Genomic DNA, 20,952 nt, shown 5'->3' with positions numbered 1-20,952 from the left:
GAAGCTTGAGTTTTCAAGGGCGCGACGGTTCCGTCGCGCTCTTTTTTGTCCGGCAAATAGTTGTATTGGCAGGCGAAAACTTTCTCTTGCCGATAGCGCTAAAATAAAGGACAAATTTCCTCTCGGGCAGTTTGCCGGCCCGAGACTGACTTGATGGGATCAAAGGAGCTTCCCATGCCGCAGACCGGCACCGTCAAATTCTTCAACCATGCCAAGGGCTTCGGCTTCATCACGCCCGACGATGGCGCGAAGGACGTCTTCGTCCATATTTCGGCCGTGCAGGCGTCGGGCCTTCCCGGTCTTGAGGATGGGCAGAAAGTGACATTCGACACCGAGCCCGACAAGCGAGGCAAGGGTCCGAAGGCCGTCAACCTGTCTATCGGCTAAGCCGGCTCAAGACAGATCCGACGGAGACTGAGCAGGCGGGGCGCTCCCGCAGAGCTCGGAATTTTGTCGAGCCGCGAATCGTTCGCGCAGTGCCGTTCAGCCTCCGTTCAGCCACGGTCTTCTATTAACCCTGCTAAAGCCGACCCGCATCCCCTGAAATACGCGGGCCGGCGCGAAGGAGACCGAAAATGAACCGAATTCTCAAGACCGCCATTGTGACCGCCGGCGTCGCCGCGACCACTTTGGCCACCTTCTCGGCGGCAAATGCTGATGATTGGCGCTGGCGTCGTCATCATCACAATGGCGGCGACGCCCTTGCCGCGGGCGTTGTCGGCCTGGCGGCGGGCGCCCTGATCGGTAGCGCTCTCAGCAACCCTGGGCCGAGATACTACGATCCCGCCTATGATGACGGCTATTATGTCGACCGCCCCGTTCGCCGCTACTATGTACAGCCGCGCGTCGTCTATGCCGACCGCTATGCCGAGCCGTGGACCCGCGAATGGTACGAGTATTGCTCCGACCGCTACCGCACCTTCAACTCGCGTACCGGCACATTCACGGGCAACGATGGCGAACAGCATTTCTGTGTTGCCAACTAAGACTTACGGTTTCCAGTCCAGGCAAAAGCGCCGCCCTCCAGCGGCGCTTTTTCTTTGCGCAGAGGATCAGGTCAGGAAGGGATTCGTCCGGCGCTCCTCGCCGAAGCGGCCGCCGGGACCGTGACCGCAGATGAAGCCGATATCGTCGCCGAGCGGCAGCAGCTTGTCTTTGATTGCGGCGATCAGCGCGGCGTGATCGCCGCCCGGCAGATCGGTGCGGCCTATCGAGCCGCGAAACAGCACGTCGCCGACATGGGCGAATTTGGCCGCGCGGTTGTAGTAGACGACATGGCCCGGCGCGTGCCCCGGACAATGCAGCACCTCGAACACATGCTCTCCGAACGAGACCGTGTCGCCTTCGCTGAGAAAACGGCCCGGAATGCAATTGCGCACCGGATCGGTAAGGCCGAAGCGCTTGGCCTGGGTCTCGAGATTGGCAAGCAGCGGCCGATCGGCCTCGTGCGGGCCGATGATGTCGATGCCGAGTGCATCCTTCAGATCCATCGCGCCGCCGGCATGATCGATATGGCCGTGAGTGATCCAGATCGCCTTCGCCCTGATCGCGTTGTCCTTAAGCACTGCCACTATCTTGTCGACGTCGCCGCCGGGATCGACGACGACACCTTGTTTGTCGTCCATGTCGAAGAGAATGGTGCAATTCTGCTGGAAGGGCGTGACCGGCACGATGCCGGCATTGAGCTGACCCATGGCTTTCCTTTCGAGGTGTTGCCCTGATGTAGAGGGCACAGCCGACTGCGTCCACCGGTGATCCCTCTAAAAGAAATGGGCGGCCATAGCCGTCCATGGGAAGCCTGAAATTCTGCCAAGCCTATTCTTCATCACGGTCATGACCGCGCGCATGATGTCGGTGAGGATGGGGCCGGCGCCGACGATGATGCTTTGTATGCCCATCGCCCTGCCAGTCCCACCGGCTGCTCCGCTGCCGTCGCCGGATCGCCCGCACCCATGAGACGCCGAATTGCTTCGCAGGCGCCTAAATAAAAGGGGCGGCCCGAAACCGCCCCGTTTGCACAAAAAGGCTGTGACTATCGCTATTCTGCGGCGATGGCGTGCTTTGGCTGCACCGCGGCAGAATAGTCGTTCATCAACGTCTTGGCGATCTCGCCGACCTCGAATCGGTACGGGCCGATTTCCGAGACCGGCGTGACTTCCGCGGCCGTGCCGGTAAGGAAGCACTGCTCAAAGCCATCGAGCTCTTCGGGCATGATGGCGCGCTCGATCACCTCGAAGCCGCGGTCCTTGGCCAGGCCGATGACGGTGCGGCGGGTGATGCCGTCGAGGAAGCAGTCGGGCGTCGGAGTGTGGATCTTGCCGTCCTTGACGAAGAAGATGTTGGCGCCGGTGGCTTCCGCCACCTGGCCGCGCCAGTCGAGCATCATGGCGTCGGCGTAGCCCTTGGCCTCGGCGGCGTGCTTGGAAAGCGTGCAGATCATGTAGAGGCCGGCAGCCTTGGACTTGGATGGCGCGGTGCGCGGGTCGGGCCGGCGCCATTCGGCGACGTCGAGGCGGATGCCCTTCAGCTTCTGCGCCGGGTCGAAATAGCTCGGCCACTGCCAGATGGCGATGGCGCAGTTGATGCGGTTGTTCTGCGCCGAAACACCCATCTGCTCGCTGCCGCGCCAGGCAATCGGACGCACATAGGCGTCCTTGAAACCTTGCTTCTTCAGAAGCGTGCGGCAAGCCTCGTCGACCTCGCCGACCGAGTAGGGAATCTTGAAGCCGAGCAGGCGCGCCGATTCATGCAGGCGCTCATTGTGCTCGGTGAGCTTGAATATCTGGCCGCCATAGGCGCGCTCGCCCTCGAAGACGGCGCTGGCATAGTGCAGGCCATGGGTCAGCACGTGGATCTTGGCCTCGCCCCATTTGACGAACTCCCCGTTCATCCAGATGAAGCCGTCCAGTTGATCGAAGGGAACGGATGCCATGGAAACCTCCCGCGGGCGGGCGCCCGCCAATCGTTGTGTCATACGGCCTTTCGTATCGGCCCCGCCACTGGGTCCGAAACCGCCGGCCTGTGTCTGGAAGCGTAGGCGGATATTCAATCCCTGGCAAACTTAGGAAGTTCCGGAAAAACGGCTTCCGCTTGCCTTTTCGTTCGCAATCCGCCGAAAAGCTTGTCAAAAATTATCATTTGCGGGAAATTACGTCAACAGTACTGACGTAATTCCCCGCTGGCATGGAGAAATGATGACGGATCGAAGCCCCGCAGCCGGAAAACCGATCAGGACGGCGATCACCGAAGAGGACGGCATCGACTTTGCCATCATCGAGCTGTTTTTCTTCGCCTATCGCGACTTCACCTCCGATCCCGACCAGATCCTTGCCGATTACGGCTTCGGCCGTGCCCATCACCGCGTCCTGCATTTCGTCAACCGCAGGCCCGGACTGACGGTTGCCGAGCTGCTCGACGTGCTGAAGATCACCAAGCAGAGCCTGGCGCGGGTGTTGAAGCAGCTGATCGACACGGACCATATTGTCCAGGTGCAAGGGTTGCGCGACCGCCGGCAGCGCGAGCTCTATCCGACTGCCAAAGGCCGCGCGCTGGCACTGGCGCTGGCACGGCCACAGTCGCGCCGCATCCGTGCTGCATTGGAGGATTCCGGGACCGCCGAGCGAGCCTCGATCGAGAGATTCCTCGAGGCGATGGTCAATCCGGAACTTAGAGCGCAGATCGACATTGTGCCTGCGCAAACATCGGGGAAGAAAAATGGAGACCACTGAGAAGGTTGATCATCCGGCAGCGCCCGGCGATGATGCGCCGCATCTGCTGGTGGTCGACGACGACACCCGCATTCGCAATCTGCTCAAGCAATATTTGTCCGAGAACGGTTTTCGGGTCACCGTCGCCGGCAACTCCGGCGAGGCCCGGCGCAAGCTCGCGGGGCTGGACTTCGACCTGCTCGTGCTTGACGTCATGATGCCCGGCGAAACCGGCGTCGACCTCACCAAGGCGCTGCGGGCCGAGAAGAACGTGCCGATCCTGATGCTTACGGCGCTGTCGGAAACCGACAGCCGTATCACCGGGCTCGAGGCCGGCGCCGACGACTATCTGCCGAAGCCCTTCGATCCGCGGGAGCTCATCCTGCGCATCAACAACATCCTGCGCCGCGGCGGCCCGGCGGCGACGCCGAAAGTCGAGCAGCTCGTCTTCGGCCCCTACACGTTCCAGATCGCCAAGCGCGAACTGAAGCGTGGCGGCGAGGCGCTGAAGCTGACCGACCGCGAGCAGGAAATCCTGGCGATCTTCGCCGCCCGGGCGGGCGAAACCATACCGCGGCACGAGCTCGTCGGCGACGAATCGGATGTCGGCGAGCGGACCATCGATGTCCAGATCAACCGGCTGCGCCGCAAGATCGAGCGCGATCCGTCAAATCCGGTGTGGCTGCAGACCGTGCGCGGTATTGGGTATCGGCTCAGCGTGGAATAACATGCTCGCAGACGGCCTTGGCTGAATGGCCGTCTACGAGCGGAAGGGCGAATGGCGACCACGCAACTGGAAAAGCCCAAGACCGGGAGCCTCGGCGATCTCGCTTTGCGCACGCTGAGGGCGATGCCGCGCGCCTGGAACCGGTTCTGGCGCCTGGTCGCGCTCTACATGCCGAAGCGGCTTTATGCCCGCTCCCTGATCATCGTCATCGCGCCGATGATCCTTTTGCAGTCGGTCGTTGCCTTCGTCTTCATGGAGCGCCACTGGCAGACAGTTACCCAACGCCTGTCGCAGGCGACGATCGCAGACATCGCTGCCATCATCGACATGATGGAGACCTATCCCCACGACGCCGATTACGCCAACATCATTCGCATCGCCCAAGACCGTATGCAGCTGAAAGTGGATCTGCTGCCGCCCGATCCCCTGCCGGCCCCCGGACCGAAGCCGTTCTTCTCAATCCTCGACACGGCCCTGTCGTCGGAGATTACTCGGCAGATCAACCGTCCCTTCTGGATCGACACGGTCGGCAACTCAAATGTCGTCGAGGTCCGCGTCCAGCTCGAAGGCAAGGTCCTGCGCGTCTTCGTGCGTCGCAGCCAGGCTTATGCCTCAAACACCCATATCTTCCTGATCTGGATGGTCGGCACCTCGCTGGTGCTCTTGATGATCGCCATCCCCTTCCTGCGCAATCAAATAAGGCCGATCCTGACATTGGCCGAAGCCGCCGAGAGCTTCGGCAAGGGCCGGCCGATGCCGCGCGATTTCCGTCCGCGCGGCGCGGAGGAAGTGCGCCGCGCCGGCTTCGCCTTCATCCAGATGCGCGAGCGCATCGAGCGCCAGATCGAGCAGCGCACCGCCATGCTGACCGGCGTCAGCCATGATCTCAGGACCATTCTGACCCGCTTCAAGCTGCAGCTGGCCCTGGCCGGCGGCAAGGCCGAGACCAAGGCCGCGCTGAACCAGGACATCGACGACATGCAGTCGATGCTGGAGGGCTATCTCTCCTTTGCCCGCGGCGAGGCGGCGGAAGACACCGGCCGCTTCGATCTCGATGCCTATTTCCAGAAGCTTGGCGAGGAAGCGCAACTGCGCAAATGCAAGCTGTCGACGACACTGACCGGCGATCCGACCGTGCATGTGCGGCCGAACGCCTTTGCCAGGCTGATGTCCAATGTCATCGGCAATGCCTTCCGATATGCCAAGACGGTCGAGGTCCATGCCAATCACGGCCGCGGCTCGCTGACCGTCACCATCGACGATGACGGTCCCGGCATCGCGCCGGACAAGCGCGAGGAAGTGTTCAAGCCATTCCTGCGGCTCGACGAAGCGCGCAATCTCGATGCCAGCGGCACCGGCCTTGGTCTGTCGATCGCCCGCGACATCGCCCGAACCCATGGCGGCGACATCATGCTTGAAGACAGCCCGCTGGGCGGTTTGCGAGCCGTGATCAAGGTGCCGGCTTAGTCGGACAAAGACGGCCTTCATCCCCCCGTCATGAAATCATGGTCAAGAGCGCGCATGAAGCGCGCGACCTTTATCGATTCGGCCATGCCGCCCCGCTTCGATCCCGCACCCGCCCGGGTGCGCTGGAGCGAAGCGCGAGCTGCAGCCTGGCTGCCGTTCCGCCATCGTGCCGGCGCGCCCAAGAATCTGTGCGAAGGGTCGCCATGCGAATCCTGATGGTCACCGATGCATGGCGACCGCAGGTCAACGGCGTGGTTCACACGCTGGAGCGGCTTACCGAAACGCTGAAATCCTTCGAAGTCCAGGTCGATTTTCTGACGCCGAACATCTTCCGCACCTTGCCGCTGCCGACCTACCCGGACATTCGGCTCGCCTTGACGACCCCCAGTCATGTCGCGCGGCTGATCGAAGCGGGAAAGGCCGACCACATCCACATTGTCACCGAAGGGCCGCTCGGCATCATGGCGCGCCGCTACTGCCGCAAGGCCGGCCGTCCCTTTACCACCAGCTACCACACGCGTTTTCCCGAATATCTCAGCGCCCGCCTGCCGGTGCCGGAGAGGTGGGCCTATAACTGGCTGCGCGACTTCCACAATTCCGGACAGGGCACGCTGGTCGCCACGCAATCGTTGGCGGACGACCTTGCCTCGCGCGGCTTCGATAAGCTGAGGCCCTGGACTCGCGGCGTCGACACCGATCATTTCGGGCCGGACAAACGCAAGGACACCAGCTTTCCCCGCCCCATCTTCCTCTGCGTCGGCCGTGTCGCGATCGAAAAGAACCTGACCGCCTTCCTCGATCTCGATCTCCCCGGCAGCAAGGTGGTGGTCGGCGAAGGGCCGGAACTGGCAAAGCTCAGCGCCCGCTATCCGAACGCGCATTTCCTCGGCCATCGCCCGAACGACGAACTGGCGGAAATCTACGCTTCGGCTGACGTCTTCGTCTTTCCGAGCCGCACCGACACCTTCGGCAACGTCATCATCGAGGCTCTGGCCAGCGGCACGCCGGTGGCCGCCTATCCGGTGACCGGACCGATCGACATCGTCGGCGACGGCGTCGGTGGGGCCGTATCCGAGGATTTGCGCGAGGCGGCGCTCAAGGCGCTTCACATTGACCATGCGGAGGCGCGCCAGCGCGCACTGCGCTACAGCTGGAAGTCATGCGCCGAGATGTTCCTCGACGTTGTCGAAGAAGCGCTGGGAATGCCGCGCAAGCGCGCCGATCAGAACGCGGTGACGTCAGGCCGGCCCAGGCTGGTTCTAGAATAGACGCCCGCCGTCCGGCACTTTGCGCTCGATGGCGCCGAGCACGACGGCGCCCTCCTCGTCCGGAAAGCCAAGCGTCAGCACTTCCGACATGAACGGGCCGATCTGGCGCGGCCGGAAATTGACCACCGCGAAGACCTGCCGGCCGATCAGCGTCTCCGGCGCATAATATTTGGTGATCTGCGCCGACGACTTCTTCACGCCGATCGCCGGGCCGAAATCGATCTTCAGCTTGAATGCCGGCTTGCGCGCCTCCGGAAAGGGCTCAGCCTCGACGATCGTGCCGGCACGGATGTCGACACGATCGAAATCGGCAAAGCTGATCTCGGGCTTGCGCTCGCTGCTGGAACTCATCGGCGGTGTTGGCTTCGCTCAGGCGCTTCCATGGGTTTCAAAGAGCACGCTGGACAGCGCGTCCTTGGCCGACGTACCCGACCAGACGACGAATTGGAAGGCCTGGAAATAGCATTCGCAGGCCTCTAACGCCGATGACAGAAGCACCTCGACCTGCTGGCTCGACGGCTCGACCCCGCCGGCAAGCAGCAGCGATTGCCGGAACATGATCGCGCCCTCCTGCTCCCACAGGTCGAAATGGCCAAACAGCATCTGTTCGTTGATGAGCGACAGGAGCCGCATCACTTCGAGCGCGCGCGTTTCCGGCACCTTGATGTCGAACGCGCAGGCCAGGTGCAGCGCCTCGAAATCTTCCATCCAGGAGAAGGAGACATGATAGTCGGTCCAGCTGCCTGTCACCGAAATCGAGATCTCGTCGTCGCCGGCGCGTTCGAAGGACCAGTCATTGTTGTGGGCCACCTGCTCGATGACGTCCACCGGGTGGATTTCGCGGGAGAATTCGAGTTCGAGGAGTTCCATGAATGCTTCCTGTCGTTCTGAGAGCGCCGCCACACGCTCCGCGAGAGAGGGCACGCACAACGAACAATCTTGTCTAGAACTCGGACGGCCAGGACTTTCCAAACGCAAAGACCCCAACCGGACCCCACCGCCCGGCGCATGACCCTGCTTCGAATCATGCAACAAATTCAGTCTATTGATCGGGAGTCGCGTGAACAGCCCAATTTTTCGCACTGCGTCATTCGCATGTGGAAAGGCGCTGTCAAAAAGATTCATGCAATGCCGGTAAGCGATTCACGGCAAAGCGATTTTTCGGATCGTGCTTTGTGGAAAAGTTTACGATTATTTTTTTGATCTGGGCTTCGCCGCAGCCGCAGGTGCGGCTTGCCCGGTCAATTCGGCGAGCTTGGCCTCGAGCGCTTCGACGCGCACCGCAAGCTGGATGTTGTCTTCTCTTGCCTTGACGGCCATCTCGCGCGCAGCCTCGAACTCCTCGCGTTTCACCACATCCATGGAGTTGAGCAGGCGCTCGGCCTGGCTGCGGAAAGCCGTCTCCATCTCGCGCCTGACGCCTTGGGCTGCCCCCGCGGCATCGGTCATCAGCTTGGCGAATTCATCGAGAATGCGGTTCGTTCCGGTCGACATGGCAAATCCTCGCTTGATTATTTTGACGTAGTGGCGCGCGGCACGGATTGCAAGCGAAGCGTGCCTTGACCCCGCCAAAACCCTGCCGCATGGTCCGCGCCCGATAGACGACCGCAACCGGAGCGACCCAGTTTGAGCGAATATTTCCTGCTGCCGCTGGCCTCCCTGCCCTTCCCCAATATCGACCCGGTTATCGTCCATATCGGGCCGCTGGCGGTGCATTGGTATGGCGTCGGCTACATCGTCGGCATTCTGTTCGCCTGGTGGTACGCCAAGCGCCTGGTCAGCAATGCCAGCCTTTGGCCGGACGGCAAGCTGCCGATGAAGCCCGAGGATCTTGACGATTTCATCGTCTGGGCGGCGATCGGCGTGGTGCTCGGCGGGCGCACCGGCTATGTCCTCTTCTACGACCTTCCACGCTATATCGCGCATCCGCTCGACACCTTGGCGGTCTGGCAGGGCGGCATGTCGTTCCATGGCGGACTGCTCGGCGTGATCCTCGCCATGACCCTCTTTTCGCTCAAGCGCGGCATTCATACCTGGACGCTGTTTGACGTCGTCTCGGCCGGCGTGCCGGTCGGCCTTGGGCTGGTGCGTGTGGCCAATTTCATCAATTCGGAGCTCTGGGGCCGTCCGTCGGACGTGCCCTGGGCGATCGAATTCCCCAATGGCGGCCCGTTCACCCGGCATCCCAGCCAGCTCTACGAGGCGCTGCTGGAAGGTCTTGTGCTCTTCCTGGTGCTGCGCTTTCTCACCCACTCGCGGCTGAAGCTGAAGACACCGCGCTTCGTCGGCGGCGCCTTCATCTGCGGCTACGGCCTGTCTCGCATCTTCGTCGAGTTCTTCCGCGAGCCTGACCAGCAGCTCGGTTATCTGCTCGGCACCAACTGGCTGACCATGGGCATGGTCCTGTCCTCGCCGATGGTGCTCGCCGGCATCTGGGCCATGGCCACCGCAAAGCCGACGACGCAGACGCAGCCGGCATGACCAGGCTGAAGGAGCGCATCATCGGCCTGATCGGCGCGGTGGGGCCGATCCCGGTCAGCGAATACATGGCGCTCTGCCTGTTCGACCCTGAGGACGGCTATTATACGACGCGCGAGCCCTTCGGCGCCGCCGGCGACTTCGTCACCGCGCCGGAGATCAGCCAGATGTTCGGCGAGCTTGTCGCCGTCTGGCTCTACCAGGCCTGGCAAGGCGGCGGGCGTCCGCTGCCAGCCACCTTCGCCGAAATCGGCCCCGGTCGCGGCACGCTGATGAAGGACATGCTGCGCACCTGGTCCCGCCTCGATCCGGCGCTTGCCGCTAAGGCTTCGTTCGCCATGATCGAGACCAGTCCGCGCCTGGCCGAAATCCAGAAAGAGACGCTCGCCGGCCAGAGCCCCGCCCTGAGCTGGCACCAAACCATCGACACGCTGCCGCAGCAGCCGCTCTTCATCGTCGGCAATGAACTCTTCGACGCCGTGCCGATCCGCCAGTTCGTCTATGTCGGCGCCGGCTGGCGCGAGCGCATGGTCGGGCTCGACGAACAAGACAATCTTCATTTCTTCGCCGGCGCGGGTTCCGTCGACCCGGCGCTGCTGCCGGCCGGCGCGGCCGATGCTCTGCAAGGCGCCATCGTCGAGGTGGCGCCGGCCCGCGCCGCTCTGATGGCAGCGATTGCCGAGCGTATCGCCGGCCATGGCGGCGCCGGGCTGTTCATCGACTACGGCCATCTTGAGCCGGGCTTCGGCGACACATTGCAGGCTGTGCGCAGGCACGATCACGAAGACGTGCTGGCCAATCCCGGCGGGGCCGATCTTACCGCTCACGTCGATTTCGCCGCGTTGGCCGCAGCCGTCCGGGAGCACGGCCTCCAGGCGGAACTGACCACGCAGAGCGAATTCCTGCTCGGCATGGGCTTGCTCGAGCGCGCCGGCGCGCTGGGCGCCCGGGCCGATGATGTCGCGCGTCAGGCGATTTCCGAGGCGGTCAAGCGCCTTGCCGGCCCCGATGCGATGGGCGAGCTGTTCAAGGTGATGAAGATCCTGCCAGCCGCGAAAACTGGCTGACATCGGCGGGCAACCCGTGCAAGCTGACCCTGCCACTTGCCCGAGCCTCACATCCCCCAACCGAACTCCACCTTGACGAAATCGCCCACGCGGACAACAAACCCTTCCATGCTGAATCAGACCAGACCCGATCCGGTACGCTCGCCGCTGCTTGCGAAGGCGCCAGGCATACGCCACGGCTATTTCACCCGCATCGGCGGCGTCTCCGGCGGCATCTATCAAGGCCTCAACATCGGCACGGGCTCCGGCGATGATCAGACGCTGGTTGCCGAGAACCGTCGCCGCGTTGCCTACTGGATGGGCGTGCCGGCGGATCATCTCCTCACCGCGCACCAGGTCCATTCTCCCGATGTCGTCATTGCCAGGGAGCCTTTTGCCGGCCCTCGCCCCCAGGCCGACGCCATCGTCACCGACCGGCCGGGCATCGCTGTCGGCGCCTCGACGGCCGATTGCGGTCCGGTGCTGTTCGCCGACGCGGAGGCGCGCGTCATCGGCGCGGCCCATGCCGGCTGGAAAGGCGCCCTCACCGGCGTGCTCGAAAACACCGTAGCCGCGATGGAAGGGCTCGGCGCCCGCCGCGATCGCATCGTCGCCGTGCTCGGCCCTTCCATCGGACTCGACAATTACGAGGTGGGACCGGAATTCGTCGCTCGCTTCATCGAGGCCGACGCCGGCAATCAACGCTACTTCAAATCGTCGCAGAACCCTGGCCACTCGATGTTCGACCTCAACCAATATACGGTCGATCGGTTGCGCAAGGCCGGCGTGACCGCCGACGGGCTCGGCCGCTGCACTTACGCGGAAGAACACCTTTTCTATTCCTACCGCCGCACCACCCACCGCAAGGAAGCGGATTACGGGCGGCAGGTCTCGGCAATCGTTCTGGAGAAAGAGTAATGGCGCTGCATTTCGAACGTTCGGAATTCGACGCGCGGCGCGACCGGCTGCTGATCGAGATGGCCGAGAAGAAGCTCGACGCCGTGCTTTTGTTCGCGCAGGAGAGCATGTACTGGCTGACCGGCTACGACACTTTCGGCTTCTGCTTCTTCCAGTGCCTGGTGGTGAAGGGCGACGGCTCGATGGTGCTGCTCACCCGCTCGGCCGATTTGAGGCAGGCGCGAAACACCTCGACCATCGAGAATATCGTATTGTGGACCGATCGTGATGGCGCCAATCCCGCGATCGACCTGCGCAACCTGCTCAACGATCTCGATCTGCTTGGCGCCCGCATCGGCGTGGAATACGATACGCACGGCCTCACGGCCTACAATGGCCGTCGCGTGGACGAGCAGTTGCAGACCTTCGGCCAGATCGCCGATGCTTCCGGAATCGTCGGCCGGCTGCGTCTCTTCAAGAGTCCGGCCGAGATCGCCAAGGCCGAAAAAGCCGCAAGCCTCGCCGACGATGCGCTCGATGCCGCGCTGCCGCTGATCAAGCAGGGCGGCGACGAGGCGCTGATCCTGGCCGCCATGCAAGGAGCAGTTTTTGCCGGCGGCGGCGACTATCCCGCCAACGAATTCATCATCGGCTCCGGCGCGGATGCCCTGCTCTGCCGCTACAAGGCCGGCCGCCGCAAGCTCACCAAGAACGACCAGCTGACGCTCGAATGGGCGGGCGTCTTCCATCACTATCACGCGGCGATGATGCGCACCGTTTTGACCGGGAAGATCTCGAAGCGCCACCAGGAACTGTTCGATGCCGCCCGCGCGGCTCTGCTTGCCGTCGAGAAGGCGATGACGCCGGGCAATTCCTTCGGCGACGTCTTCGACGCGCATGCCCGCACGCTCGAGGCGCATAATCTGACCAAGCACCGGCTGAACGCCTGCGGCTATTCGCTCGGCGCCCGCTTCACGCCGTCCTGGATGGACATGCCGATGTTCTACCAGGGCAATCCGGAGCCGATCGCGCCCAGCATGACGCTGTTCGCGCATATGATCATCATGGATTCGGAAACCGATACGGCGATGACGCTCGGCCGCACCTATCTTACCACGGAATCGGCGCCGAAGCCGCTCTCGCGCCATGATCTCGACTTGATCGTGCAGTGAATCCATAATGGTTGGTTCACGCGGGGGCGTTCGCCACCAAGGAGTTGTCGGGCAAATGAGACGATCGCAGGTGACGACCGTGTCATTGCTTGCGGCGCTGGCGCTGGCCGCCTGCACCAACGCCAAGGACGTCCTCGATCCTTCTGCCGTCAAGCCGCCGGCGGGTTCGGCCCAGGCTCTGCCGGCCACCCAGGGCACGTCGGCCACCGCATCGCCAACAACGACCACCGCGCCCGCGCCCACAGCGACCGCGGCGGCTTCAACGCCTGCCACGCCGGCTCAGGCCGCCGCCATCGCCAAGACCCGGCTGCAGGTAGCGCCGATCGTCGGCGCCTCGGTGGAGGCCGCAGCACCCTTGACGGCGGAATTGCAGACGCGCGCCAGGCAGCGCGGCGTGACCCTTGTCGGCAGCACCGACCAGACGGCGACGCATGTGCTGAAGGGATATTTTTCGACGATGTCCGAAGGCAAGGAGACCACAGTCATCTATGTCTGGGACATCTACGATCCTTCGGGCAACCGCCTGCATCGCATCAATGGGCAGCAGAAAGCGGTTTCCGTCGGCAGCGGCGAAGGCTGGCCGGCAGTAGCGCCGGCGACCATGCAGGCCATCGCCGACCAGACGATCGACCAGTTCACCGCGTGGCTCGGCAGCGGCGGCGCCGGTTGATCGACCAACCTGTTGCCGGCTTGCGATCCAGCCGGCCTTTGTTGCGCCTTGTCGAACGATTCCCGATCACGAGGCTTGCAATACCGGCGCGGGCCGCTAAAAGCCCGGCATAAAGGCTCATGAGAGTCTGTCCGGTCTCTCCATCCTTCACCAGGAACGGTGCATGAAGCTTTTTGCGGGCAATTCCAACAGGGTGCTGGCCGAAGCGGTCGCTCGCTATCTCAACATCCCGCTGGGGAAGGCCAGCGTCAGGCGCTTCGCCGATCAGGAGATCTTCGTCGAGATCCAGGAGAACGTGCGCGGCGAGGATGTCTTCATCCTGCAGTCGACCTCCTATCCGACCAACGACCATCTGATGGAGCTGCTCATCATGATGGACGCCTTCATGCGCTCCTCGGCAAGGCGCATCACGGCGGTCATTCCCTATTTCGGCTACGCCAGGCAGGACCGCCGCGCCTCAGGCCGCACGCCGATTTCGGCCAAGCTCGTCGCCAACATGATCACCCGCGCCGGCGCCGATCGCGTGCTGACGCTCGACCTGCACGCCGGCCAGATCCAGGGCTTCTTCGACATCCCGACCGACAATCTGTTCTCGGTGCCGGTGATGGCCCGCGACGTGAAGGCGAAATACAAGCAGCTCGGCAATGTCGTCGTCGTATCGCCCGACATCGGCGGCGTAGTGCGGGCGCGCGCGCTTGCAAAACGCTTCGATGCGCAGCTCGCCATCGTCGACAAGCGCCGCGAGCGGCCCGGCGAATCCGAGGTGATGAATATCATCGGCGCCGTCGCCGGCAAGGATTGCCTCTTGATCGACGACATCGTCGATTCCGGCGGCACGCTCTGCAACGCGGCCGATGCCTTGCTCGCCAACGGCGCGACCAGCGTCACTGCCTACATCACCCATGGCGTGCTCTCGGGCGGCGCCGTTGCCCGCATCAGTGGCTCGAAACTGCAAGAACTGGTGATCACCGATTCCATCCAGCCCAGCCAGGCCGTGCTCGACGCGCCCAACATCCGCGTCATCTCGATCGCCGACCTGATGGGCGAGGCGATCTCGCGCACGGCGACAGAAGAATCGGTCTCAAGCCTGTTCGACTAAGCCGCGGCGCTGCTGGCTTGAACCGGGCCGCTTGATCGCTTTGGCCCCTCGCCTGACTCGCGCGCGCCGCGCATATAGCCGCGAGGCGAGCTGCCGAGCATGCGCCTGAACATGGTGATGAACGCCGGCACGCTGTCATAGCCAAGATCGAGCGCCACCCTGGTGATGGGTTCGCCGTCGGCGAGCCTCGGCAGCGCCGCGAACAGGCAGGCCTGCCGGCGCCAAGTGGAGAGCGACAGCCCGGTCTGGCGGTGGAAGGCGCGTGTGAAGGAGCGCCGGCTCATGCCAGCGGCATCCGCCCATTCGTCGATCGTCGCATGTGGCGAGGGCGCCGCGACAAAGCGCCGGCAGAGCGCCGCGAGCTTCGGATCCGACGGAAAAGGCAGGCCGAGCGGCCGCTCCGGCAGGTTCGGTATCTCATGCAGCAAGAGCCCCATGATCAGCCCGGCGCGTCCTTCGAGCTCGCCGCCCTGAGGCAGCTTCTCCGATTCCACGATCAGGCTGTGCATCAGCTCGGTGATGCCGACGACGCGTAATCCCTCCGGCAGGCCGGGAATTGCATCCGGCACCACATAAACCGAGCGCATCGAGACATCGCCCAGCATCTCGACCGAATGCTCGATGCCGGCCGGTATCCACATCGCATGGTCGGGCGGCACCATCCAGCGGCCGTGCCTGGTCGTCACCAGCACGACGCCGACAAGCGCATGCAGCAACTGGCTGCGGCTGTGGCGGTGCCGCGGCACGTGGTAGCCGTCGGGATATTCGGTCGGCAGCGCGACCGCCGGCCCGACCGCCTGCTCCAGCCACTGCCAGCGGCTTTCATGCAGCCGGCCAAGCTCGGCGGCATCGCCCCTGAAGATTTCCCGGCCATGCGGCATTCGATGTGGCCCACTTGCGAAACTATTGGACCAAACCACGAAAGAAGTCGCCATTCAAGCCGATTATAAGACAAGCGGCCAATAAAGCTGGCTGGCTGCGGTTCGCCGCCAAAAAGACCCGGAGCATTGCCTTGACCGATACGACCGCCACCGCCGTCGCCACCCCAGCGCCGGCAAGCCACGCCTCGGCGCAAGCGACGGCCTTCACGGTCATTCTTGCGGTGAGCTTCTGCCACTGCGTCAACGACATCATGCAGTCGCTGCTTTCGGCGATCTATCCGCTGCTCAAAGAGAATTACGGTCTCGATTTCTGGCAGATCGGCCTTCTTACGTTCACTTTCCAGGTAACGGCCTCGCTGCTGCAGCCTGTGATCGGCATGATCACCGACAAGCGACCGATGCCCTATTCCTTGCCTTGGGGCATGGCCTCATCACTGGTCGGGCTGGTGGTGCTTGCGCATGCCGGCCATTACTGGCTGCTCCTGATCGGCGCCTCGCTGATCGGTATCGGCTCGGCGATCTTCCATCCGGAATCCTCGCGCATCGCCCGCTTCGCCTCGGGCGGCCGCTTCGGTCTCGCGCAATCGCTGTTCCAGGTCGGCGGCAATTTCGGCCAGGCGATGGGCCCGCTGCTCGCCGCCTTCATCGTCGTGCCTTTCGGCCAGACCAGCATTTCCTGGTTCGCCGTCGGCTCGCTGATCGGCATCGTCGTGCTGTGGCAGGTTGGCGGCTGGTACAGCCGGCTGCGCGCCTCGATGGCCAGCCGCAAGCCGGCGGCTCACGTCTCGCCCTTCCCACGCAAAAAGGTCATGGGGGCATTGGCGGTGCTGACGCTGCTGGTGTTGAGCAAGAACGCCTATATCGCCTCGCTGTCCAGCTACTACACCTTCTACGCCATCCATAAGTTCGGCGTTTCGGTGCAGATGTCGCAGGTCATGCTCTTCCTGTTCCTCGGCGCCTCGGCGCTTGGCATCCTGCTCGGCGGCCCGTTCGGCGACCGCTACGGACAGAAGGCGATGATCTGGTTCTCGATCGTCGGCGTTCTGCCCTTCACGCTGGCGCTGCCTTACGCCAATTTGGAATGGACGATGGTGCTTACCGTTGTGATCGGCCTGATCCTGTCGTCGGCCTTCTCCAACATCGTCGTCTTCGCGCAGGAACTGGTTCCCGGCCGCGTCGGCATGATCGCCGGCATCTTCTTCGGCTTCGCCTTCGGCATGGGCGGCATCGCTGCGGCCGTGCTCGGCGTCATCGCCGACATGAAAGGCATCGACTTCGTCTACCACGTCTGCTCGTACCTGCCCTTCCTCGGCCTGCTGACCGTGTTCCTGCCGAACATGAAGGAGGCCAGGAAAGCCTGAGCCGGCCACTCCGGACGAGCTCCAGAGAGCAAAGCACCCGCGCGATGGCGGGTGCTTTTCTGGCGCTGGGACTCAGGCCTGGAAGAAAGCCAGGAGGTCGGCATTGATGACCTCCGCATGGGTCGTCGCCATGCCGTGCGGAAGGCCCTTGTAGACTTTGAGCTCGCCCTTCTTGAGCAGCTTGATCGCGAGCAGCGCCGAATCCGCGATCGGCACGATCTGGTCGTCGTCGCCATGCATGACTAGCACCGGCACGTCGATCTTCTTCAGGTCCTCGGTGAAGTCGGTTTCCGAGAACGCCTTGATGCAGTCGTAATGCGCCTTGGCGCCGCCCATCATGCCCTGCCGCCACCAATTGTCGACCACACCTTCCGACACCGTCGCGCCTGGACGGTTGAAGCCGTAGAAAGGGCCGGCCGGAAGGTCGCGGAAGAACTGGGCGCGGTTCGTCGTCAGCGCCGAGCGAAAGCCGTCGAACACTTCGATAGGCAAGCCGCCGGGATTGGCAGCGGTCTTGAGCATGATCGGCGGCACCGCGCCGATCAGCACAGCCTTGGCGACACGGCCTCCGGAACCGTACTGCGCGACATAGCGCGCCACTTCGCCACCGCCGGTCGAATGCCCGACATGGATGGCGTTCTTGAGGTCGAGATGCGCAACCAGCGCCCTCACATCGGCGGCGTAGGTGTCCATCTCATTGCCGGTGTCAGTCTGGCTGGAGCGGCCATGGCCGCGGCGGTCATGGGCGATGACCCGATAGCCCTTGGAGAGGAAGAACAGCATCTGGGCATCCCAGTCGTCGCTGCTCAGTGGCCAGCCATGGTGGAAGACGACCGGCTGACCGGTGCCCCAATCCTTGTAGTAGATCTGCGTGCCGTCGTTGGTGGTGATCGTGCCGCTGCCCGAGCCGGCCTTCGCATGTGAAGCTTCAGTCATCTCAATCTCCGTTTTAGATGTCGCGATAAATGATATCGCGATAATGATATGTCTAGCGCAACGATGACTTCTTGTCCACGATAATATGTATCGCGATACGATTTTTTGTGCTAAAGAGCCTCACGACATCGACAAAAGGATCATGGCGCGATGCCTCTGCCCCTGGACAATCAGCTCTGTTTCGCGCTCTACGCCACGAGCATGGCGATCAACCGTACCTACAAGCCCATGCTCGACGAGATGGGGATCACGTATCCCCAGTATCTCGTGCTCAATGCGCTTGGAGAGGCCGATGGCATGTCGGTCGGCACCATAGCGCGCCGGCTGGCGCTGGAATCGAGCACCGTCACCCCGCTCGTCAAGCGCATGGAGCAGGCGGGTCTGGTGACCCGCCAGCGCAGCCACGACGATGAGCGGCAGGTGCAGGTCGATCTCACCGCGGCAGGCCGGGCGCTGCTCACGCAATGCAGCTGTCTGGGCGAAACGCTGGTCGAGCGTTCAGGCATGACCTCGGCCGAGATCGATGCTCTCACGCGAAAAGTCCGGGCGTTGCGCGATGCGTTGAGCGGCGACCAATCGGCTGATGCTGCCTGACCTCCAAACGCCGGACAAAGTCTGCTTAGTGCAGGCCACGGCCCGCGTCTCATCGCAGGGGCGAGCCATTTCCCCCGCGGCTTGGCAGGCATCCTCGACAATGGTCCTTTCAAGACGGAACGTTCAAAATACTTGCTTGCTCCTCGCTGCTAACCGGCGGCAGTTGCGGCGCATCCAGCCCCTGGAACGGGTCGCGCCAGGCATCGATATGCTCGATCCGCCGATACCAGCGGCTGAGCGACGGATAGTCGTCGAGAGGCAACTGGGCGGCATCATTGAACGCGAGAAAGGTCGCCATACGAAAGTCGGCATAGCAAACCGAATTGCCGACCAGCCATTGGCGCCCGCAAAGCTCGGCTTCAAGGATGGCGGCCGTCATGTGGAACTGCCTCAGCCCCTCCTCGACCAATGCCTTGTCGATCGGCCCCAGTCCCCAGCGCTGTTTCGTGCCGCGCTCGAAATGCACCATGTCGCAGGCCCTGACGAAATTCTCCTTGCCCCAGCTCAGCCAGCGGATCATCTGCGGCTCGTCGTCGCCGGTGCGCCAGAAATCCGAATGCATGTCGCGCGAGAGCCGGCATGCGATCGCATCGGCTTCCCACAGGCTCCATCCCCGGCCGACCAGGATAGGCAAGGTCAAATTGGGGTTAAGCGCGCGGTAGCGCTCGGCCTGCCCCGGCGCCATGGGCGAGGCGAATTCGAAGGCGACATCGGCCTTCAGGTAGCGCGCTGCCGCGACCGCGAGGCGAGGATTGGGATTGCGGCTGAACAGTAGTTTCATGTCGATCTCCGGTCCTTCGATTGCCTGCCAAGGACGTTTGAAACCGGCCCGATGCTACATGACGCATGCGGGCGGGACCCGGCGCAACTCGCCAGATCCGACTTTGCAGCGGAGCAACGCGTCGGCTATGCCTCCCCGACCGGATATCATCGCGCAGCCTCCATCCGACTGCCGATAAAACCGGACAACTCGTGCTACCTAATCTGGACAACTCATGTGCTTACGACACCTTGCGGTCCAACGGCTTGCGCCCCTGCCCGCCTTCCGCTATAGAGCCGCCACCCGCGTAGACACCCTTGGAGGCAACGCGGAGGAAGGCCGGCCAGGCCTGCATGATCCCCGAAGCGTTTGGACAGCCAAAAGCGTTGGATCGACCATGCAAGGCCGCGACGGCTTTCGACGTTTACGGATGGGCTTGCCCGCCGCGAACGCTCCATAACACGCGAAAGGAAATGCCATGAGCCACGAGGCTTACGAGCTCAAGGCCGAAGCGCGCGAACAGGTCGGTAAGGGGTCCGCCCGTGCAGTTCGCCGCAACGGCAAAGTGCCTGCAGTTATTTACGGCGACAAGCAGCCCCCCCTGGCGATCGCCCTCAACTACAAGGACATCTTCTACAAGATCCACGGCGGCGGGTTTCTGACCACGATCGCTACGATCGATGTCGACGGCAAGAAGATCCAGGTCCTGCCGAAGGATTTTCAGCTCGATCCGGTCAAGGACTTCCCGGTCCATGTCGACTTCCTGCGCATCGGCAAGGACACCGAGGTCAATGTCGACGTGCCCGTCCACTTCATCAATGAGGACAAGTCGCCCGGCATCAAGCGCGGCGGCGTGCTCAACATCGTTCGTCACGAAGTCGAGTTCCACTGCCCTGCCAACGCGATCCCGGAATTCATCACCGTCGATCTCGCCGGCACCGAAATCGGCGACTCGATTCACATTTCGGCGGTTGCCCTGCCGGCCGGCGTCAAGCCGGTGATCTCCGATCGCGACTTCACCATCGCGACCATCGCCGGCTCCGCGGCAATGAAGCCGGAGACGGAGGAGACTGCCGAAGCGGCGGCGCCGGAAGCTGAGGCCGCTGAGGCCGAAGAGAAGTAATTCTCTCGGCGCCAGGAGACGACGATGCTTGTCTTTGCAGGCCTCGGCAATCCGGGCGCGAAATATCAGAACAACCGGCACAATGTCGGCTTCATGGCGGCGGACGCGATAGCCCGCCGCCATTCCTTTTCGCCCTGGTCGAAGAAGTTCCAGGGCCTGATCGCCGAGGGCGCCCTGGGCGGCGAGAAGATCCTTTTGATCAAGCCGCAGACCTTCATGAATTTATCCGGCCAGTCGGTCGGCGAGGCGTTGCGCTTCTACAAACTCGATGCCGCCGCCCTCACCGTCTTCTACGACGAGATCGACCTTGCCTCCGGCAAGCTCAGGGTCAAGGTCGGCGGCGGTTCCGGCGGCCACAACGGCATCCGATCGCTCGACCAGCATGTCGGCAATGCCTATCGCCGGGTGCGCATCGGCGTCGGCCATCCCGGCGTCAAAGAGATGGTGCACGGCCATGTGCTCGGCGATTTCGCCAAGGCCGACCGTGAATGGCTCGACGTGTTGCTCGACGCGATCGCCGACGACGCCGCACTGCTGGCCAAGGGCGACGACAACTCCTTCATGAACCGCATCACCCTGGCGCTGCGCGAGAAGCTCGTGCCGACCGGCGATGACGATCGGCCTCCGCCCAAGGCGCCAAAACAGCAGAGCCATATCCGCCAGGCCCGCCCGCAGCAGCCGCCGGCGAAGGTTCCCGAGAGCGGGCCGATGGCCGCGATGCTGAAGAAGCTGTTCGGAAAAGACTGAGCGTCGAAACGATCATGCC

The 20,952-nt window shown here is 63.2% G+C and carries 24 protein-coding genes; 16 read left to right on the top strand and 8 right to left on the bottom strand.

All coding sequences use genetic code 11. The features are described 5' to 3' along the window. The first annotated feature begins 174 nt into the window (after nt 1-174). Both EJ078_RS21450 and EJ078_RS21445 read left to right on the top strand, forming a co-directional pair. Complete coding sequence (locus EJ078_RS21450; protein ID WP_006202521.1) at nt 175-387, top strand: cold-shock protein; 213 nt, start codon at nt 175-177, stop codon at nt 385-387. Nucleotides 388-575: 188 nt separating this feature from the next. After that, nucleotides 576-986, top strand: a complete 411-nt coding sequence (locus EJ078_RS21445; protein ID WP_066994411.1) for a BA14K family protein — start codon at nt 576-578, stop codon at nt 984-986. Nucleotides 987-1,052: 66 nt separating this feature from the next. Here EJ078_RS21445 and EJ078_RS21440 read toward each other — a convergent pair whose 3' ends face one another. Further along, on the bottom strand, nt 1,053-1,694 hold the full coding sequence (locus EJ078_RS21440) for an MBL fold metallo-hydrolase (protein ID WP_127216858.1): 642 nt from the start codon (nt 1,692-1,694) through the stop codon (nt 1,053-1,055). Between the two features lie 344 nt (nt 1,695-2,038). Continuing rightward, the gene (locus tag EJ078_RS21435; RefSeq protein WP_095830625.1) at nt 2,039-2,932 is read right to left on the bottom strand and encodes a branched-chain amino acid aminotransferase; all 894 of its coding nucleotides are present in this window, start codon (nt 2,930-2,932) and stop codon (nt 2,039-2,041) included. Between the two features lie 262 nt (nt 2,933-3,194). On the opposite strand from EJ078_RS21435, the gene EJ078_RS21430 reads away from it, so the two are divergent. From EJ078_RS21430 to EJ078_RS21415, 4 genes are all read left to right on the top strand, one after another. Next, the gene (locus EJ078_RS21430; protein ID WP_127216859.1) at nt 3,195-3,728 is read left to right on the top strand and encodes a MarR family transcriptional regulator; all 534 of its coding nucleotides are present in this window, start codon (nt 3,195-3,197) and stop codon (nt 3,726-3,728) included. Then, complete coding sequence (locus EJ078_RS21425) at nt 3,715-4,434, top strand: response regulator transcription factor (protein WP_059188911.1); 720 nt, start codon at nt 3,715-3,717, stop codon at nt 4,432-4,434. Before EJ078_RS21430 ends, EJ078_RS21425 begins: the two co-directional genes overlap by 14 nt. A gap of 51 nt (nt 4,435-4,485) precedes the next feature. Next, the gene (locus tag EJ078_RS21420; RefSeq protein ID WP_082953957.1) at nt 4,486-5,901 is read left to right on the top strand and encodes an ATP-binding protein; all 1,416 of its coding nucleotides are present in this window, start codon (nt 4,486-4,488) and stop codon (nt 5,899-5,901) included. A 203-nt stretch (nt 5,902-6,104) separates the two neighbouring features. Further along, nucleotides 6,105-7,169, top strand: coding sequence for a glycosyltransferase family 1 protein (locus EJ078_RS21415; protein ID WP_127403793.1), 1,065 nt, complete (start codon nt 6,105-6,107; stop codon nt 7,167-7,169). Here EJ078_RS21415 and EJ078_RS21410 read toward each other — a convergent pair. The 3 genes from EJ078_RS21410 to EJ078_RS21400 form a co-directional block, all read right to left on the bottom strand. Next, nucleotides 7,161-7,520 (bottom strand): tRNA-binding protein, encoded by a 360-nt coding sequence (locus EJ078_RS21410; RefSeq protein WP_067326584.1) that lies wholly within the window; start codon nt 7,518-7,520, stop codon nt 7,161-7,163. The genes EJ078_RS21415 and EJ078_RS21410 overlap by 9 nt on opposite strands. 18 nt (nt 7,521-7,538) lie before the next feature. Next, the gene (locus EJ078_RS21405) at nt 7,539-8,039 is read right to left on the bottom strand and encodes a YbjN domain-containing protein (protein ID WP_066994911.1); all 501 of its coding nucleotides are present in this window, start codon (nt 8,037-8,039) and stop codon (nt 7,539-7,541) included. Nucleotides 8,040-8,360: 321 nt separating this feature from the next. Next, a complete protein-coding gene (locus EJ078_RS21400; RefSeq protein ID WP_066994397.1) occupies nt 8,361-8,663 on the bottom strand; it encodes an accessory factor UbiK family protein in 303 nt (100 codons plus the stop codon). A 132-nt stretch (nt 8,664-8,795) separates the two neighbouring features. Here EJ078_RS21400 and lgt point away from each other — a divergent pair, with 132 nt between their 5' ends. The 6 genes from lgt (at nt 8,796) to EJ078_RS21370 (ending at nt 14,531) form a co-directional block, all read left to right on the top strand. Then, complete coding sequence (lgt, locus tag EJ078_RS21395; RefSeq protein WP_082953956.1) at nt 8,796-9,650, top strand: prolipoprotein diacylglyceryl transferase; 855 nt, start codon at nt 8,796-8,798, stop codon at nt 9,648-9,650. Further along, nucleotides 9,647-10,714: a class I SAM-dependent methyltransferase gene (locus tag EJ078_RS21390; RefSeq protein ID WP_067326581.1), complete on the top strand. Its 1,068-nt coding sequence runs from the start codon at nt 9,647-9,649 to the stop codon at nt 10,712-10,714. The genes lgt and EJ078_RS21390 overlap by 4 nt, the downstream gene beginning before the upstream one ends. Before the next feature lie 108 nt (nt 10,715-10,822). Next, the gene (gene pgeF / locus EJ078_RS21385) at nt 10,823-11,611 is read left to right on the top strand and encodes a peptidoglycan editing factor PgeF (protein ID WP_067326578.1); all 789 of its coding nucleotides are present in this window, start codon (nt 10,823-10,825) and stop codon (nt 11,609-11,611) included. Beyond that, the gene (locus tag EJ078_RS21380; RefSeq protein WP_067326575.1) at nt 11,611-12,762 is read left to right on the top strand and encodes a Xaa-Pro peptidase family protein; all 1,152 of its coding nucleotides are present in this window, start codon (nt 11,611-11,613) and stop codon (nt 12,760-12,762) included. Before pgeF ends, EJ078_RS21380 begins: the two co-directional genes overlap by 1 nt. 55 nt (nt 12,763-12,817) lie before the next feature. Beyond that, the gene (locus EJ078_RS21375; protein ID WP_067326572.1) at nt 12,818-13,432 is read left to right on the top strand and encodes a hypothetical protein; all 615 of its coding nucleotides are present in this window, start codon (nt 12,818-12,820) and stop codon (nt 13,430-13,432) included. Between the two features lie 163 nt (nt 13,433-13,595). Then, complete coding sequence (locus EJ078_RS21370; RefSeq protein WP_066994382.1) at nt 13,596-14,531, top strand: ribose-phosphate pyrophosphokinase; 936 nt, start codon at nt 13,596-13,598, stop codon at nt 14,529-14,531. Here the strand turns inward: EJ078_RS21370 and EJ078_RS21365 are convergent. Next, complete coding sequence (locus tag EJ078_RS21365; protein WP_067326569.1) at nt 14,528-15,412, bottom strand: helix-turn-helix transcriptional regulator; 885 nt, start codon at nt 15,410-15,412, stop codon at nt 14,528-14,530. The two genes, EJ078_RS21370 and EJ078_RS21365, sit on opposite strands and share 4 nt — an antisense overlap. 131 nt (nt 15,413-15,543) lie before the next feature. Here EJ078_RS21365 and EJ078_RS21360 point away from each other — a divergent pair, with 131 nt between their 5' ends. After that, nucleotides 15,544-16,773: an MFS transporter gene (locus EJ078_RS21360; RefSeq protein WP_067327132.1), complete on the top strand. Its 1,230-nt coding sequence runs from the start codon at nt 15,544-15,546 to the stop codon at nt 16,771-16,773. Between the two features lie 72 nt (nt 16,774-16,845). Here the strand turns inward: EJ078_RS21360 and EJ078_RS21355 are convergent, their stop codons facing one another. Next, nucleotides 16,846-17,709, bottom strand: a complete 864-nt coding sequence (locus EJ078_RS21355) for an alpha/beta hydrolase (RefSeq protein ID WP_067326566.1) — start codon at nt 17,707-17,709, stop codon at nt 16,846-16,848. A gap of 150 nt (nt 17,710-17,859) precedes the next feature. On the opposite strand from EJ078_RS21355, the gene EJ078_RS21350 reads away from it, so the two are divergent. Further along, the gene (locus EJ078_RS21350; protein ID WP_066994371.1) at nt 17,860-18,303 is read left to right on the top strand and encodes a MarR family transcriptional regulator; all 444 of its coding nucleotides are present in this window, start codon (nt 17,860-17,862) and stop codon (nt 18,301-18,303) included. 109 nt (nt 18,304-18,412) lie between these two features. Here the strand turns inward: EJ078_RS21350 and EJ078_RS21345 are convergent, their stop codons facing one another. Then, nucleotides 18,413-19,084 carry a glutathione S-transferase family protein gene (locus EJ078_RS21345; protein WP_127216756.1) on the bottom strand — a complete coding sequence of 224 codons (672 nt, stop codon included), beginning with the start codon at nt 19,082-19,084 and terminating at the stop codon, nt 18,413-18,415. Nucleotides 19,085-19,541: 457 nt separating this feature from the next. On the opposite strand from EJ078_RS21345, the gene EJ078_RS21340 reads away from it, so the two are divergent. Together EJ078_RS21340 and pth are read left to right on the top strand one after the other, a co-directional pair. Next, nucleotides 19,542-20,186, top strand: coding sequence for a 50S ribosomal protein L25/general stress protein Ctc (locus tag EJ078_RS21340; protein ID WP_066994365.1), 645 nt, complete (start codon nt 19,542-19,544; stop codon nt 20,184-20,186). Between the two features lie 24 nt (nt 20,187-20,210). Further along, entirely contained in the window at nt 20,211-20,933 is a 723-nt protein-coding gene (gene pth, locus EJ078_RS21335; RefSeq protein ID WP_095801668.1) for an aminoacyl-tRNA hydrolase, read from the top strand. Nucleotides 20,934-20,952 lie beyond the last annotated feature (19 nt).

This window comes from Mesorhizobium sp. M1A.F.Ca.IN.022.06.1.1, from assembly GCF_003952605.1.
Taxonomy (GTDB): Bacteria; Pseudomonadota; Alphaproteobacteria; order Rhizobiales; family Rhizobiaceae; genus Mesorhizobium.
This window is presented reverse-complemented; position numbering and strand designations above follow the sequence as displayed.

Excerpts from the sequence above, each read along its gene's own strand:
- EJ078_RS21420 (WP_082953957.1), top strand. The coding sequence starts at position 4,486 with ATGGCGACCACGCAACTGGAAAAGCCCAAGACCGGGAGCCTCGGCGAT.
- EJ078_RS21375 (WP_067326572.1), top strand. The coding sequence starts at position 12,818 with ATGAGACGATCGCAGGTGACGACCGTGTCATTGCTTGCGGCGCTGGCG.
- EJ078_RS21380 (WP_067326575.1), top strand. The coding sequence starts at position 11,611 with ATGGCGCTGCATTTCGAACGTTCGGAATTCGACGCGCGGCGCGACCGG.
- EJ078_RS21440 (WP_127216858.1), bottom strand. The coding sequence starts at position 1,694 with ATGGGTCAGCTCAATGCCGGCATCGTGCCGGTCACGCCCTTCCAGCAG.
- EJ078_RS21430 (WP_127216859.1), top strand. The coding sequence starts at position 3,195 with ATGACGGATCGAAGCCCCGCAGCCGGAAAACCGATCAGGACGGCGATC.
- EJ078_RS21400 (WP_066994397.1), bottom strand. The coding sequence starts at position 8,663 with ATGTCGACCGGAACGAACCGCATTCTCGATGAATTCGCCAAGCTGATG.
- pth (WP_095801668.1), top strand. The coding sequence starts at position 20,211 with ATGCTTGTCTTTGCAGGCCTCGGCAATCCGGGCGCGAAATATCAGAAC.
- EJ078_RS21425 (WP_059188911.1), top strand. The coding sequence starts at position 3,715 with ATGGAGACCACTGAGAAGGTTGATCATCCGGCAGCGCCCGGCGATGAT.
- EJ078_RS21345 (WP_127216756.1), bottom strand. The coding sequence starts at position 19,084 with ATGAAACTACTGTTCAGCCGCAATCCCAATCCTCGCCTCGCGGTCGCG.
- pgeF (WP_067326578.1), top strand. The coding sequence starts at position 10,823 with ATGCTGAATCAGACCAGACCCGATCCGGTACGCTCGCCGCTGCTTGCG.
- EJ078_RS21370 (WP_066994382.1), top strand. The coding sequence starts at position 13,596 with ATGAAGCTTTTTGCGGGCAATTCCAACAGGGTGCTGGCCGAAGCGGTC.
- EJ078_RS21355 (WP_067326566.1), bottom strand. The coding sequence starts at position 17,709 with ATGACTGAAGCTTCACATGCGAAGGCCGGCTCGGGCAGCGGCACGATC.
- EJ078_RS21390 (WP_067326581.1), top strand. The coding sequence starts at position 9,647 with ATGACCAGGCTGAAGGAGCGCATCATCGGCCTGATCGGCGCGGTGGGG.
- EJ078_RS21445 (WP_066994411.1), top strand. The coding sequence starts at position 576 with ATGAACCGAATTCTCAAGACCGCCATTGTGACCGCCGGCGTCGCCGCG.
- EJ078_RS21410 (WP_067326584.1), bottom strand. The coding sequence starts at position 7,520 with ATGAGTTCCAGCAGCGAGCGCAAGCCCGAGATCAGCTTTGCCGATTTC.
- EJ078_RS21340 (WP_066994365.1), top strand. The coding sequence starts at position 19,542 with ATGAGCCACGAGGCTTACGAGCTCAAGGCCGAAGCGCGCGAACAGGTC.
- EJ078_RS21415 (WP_127403793.1), top strand. The coding sequence starts at position 6,105 with ATGCGAATCCTGATGGTCACCGATGCATGGCGACCGCAGGTCAACGGC.
- EJ078_RS21405 (WP_066994911.1), bottom strand. The coding sequence starts at position 8,039 with ATGGAACTCCTCGAACTCGAATTCTCCCGCGAAATCCACCCGGTGGAC.
- EJ078_RS21365 (WP_067326569.1), bottom strand. The coding sequence starts at position 15,412 with ATGCCGCATGGCCGGGAAATCTTCAGGGGCGATGCCGCCGAGCTTGGC.
- EJ078_RS21435 (WP_095830625.1), bottom strand. The coding sequence starts at position 2,932 with ATGGCATCCGTTCCCTTCGATCAACTGGACGGCTTCATCTGGATGAAC.
- EJ078_RS21350 (WP_066994371.1), top strand. The coding sequence starts at position 17,860 with ATGCCTCTGCCCCTGGACAATCAGCTCTGTTTCGCGCTCTACGCCACG.
- EJ078_RS21450 (WP_006202521.1), top strand. The coding sequence starts at position 175 with ATGCCGCAGACCGGCACCGTCAAATTCTTCAACCATGCCAAGGGCTTC.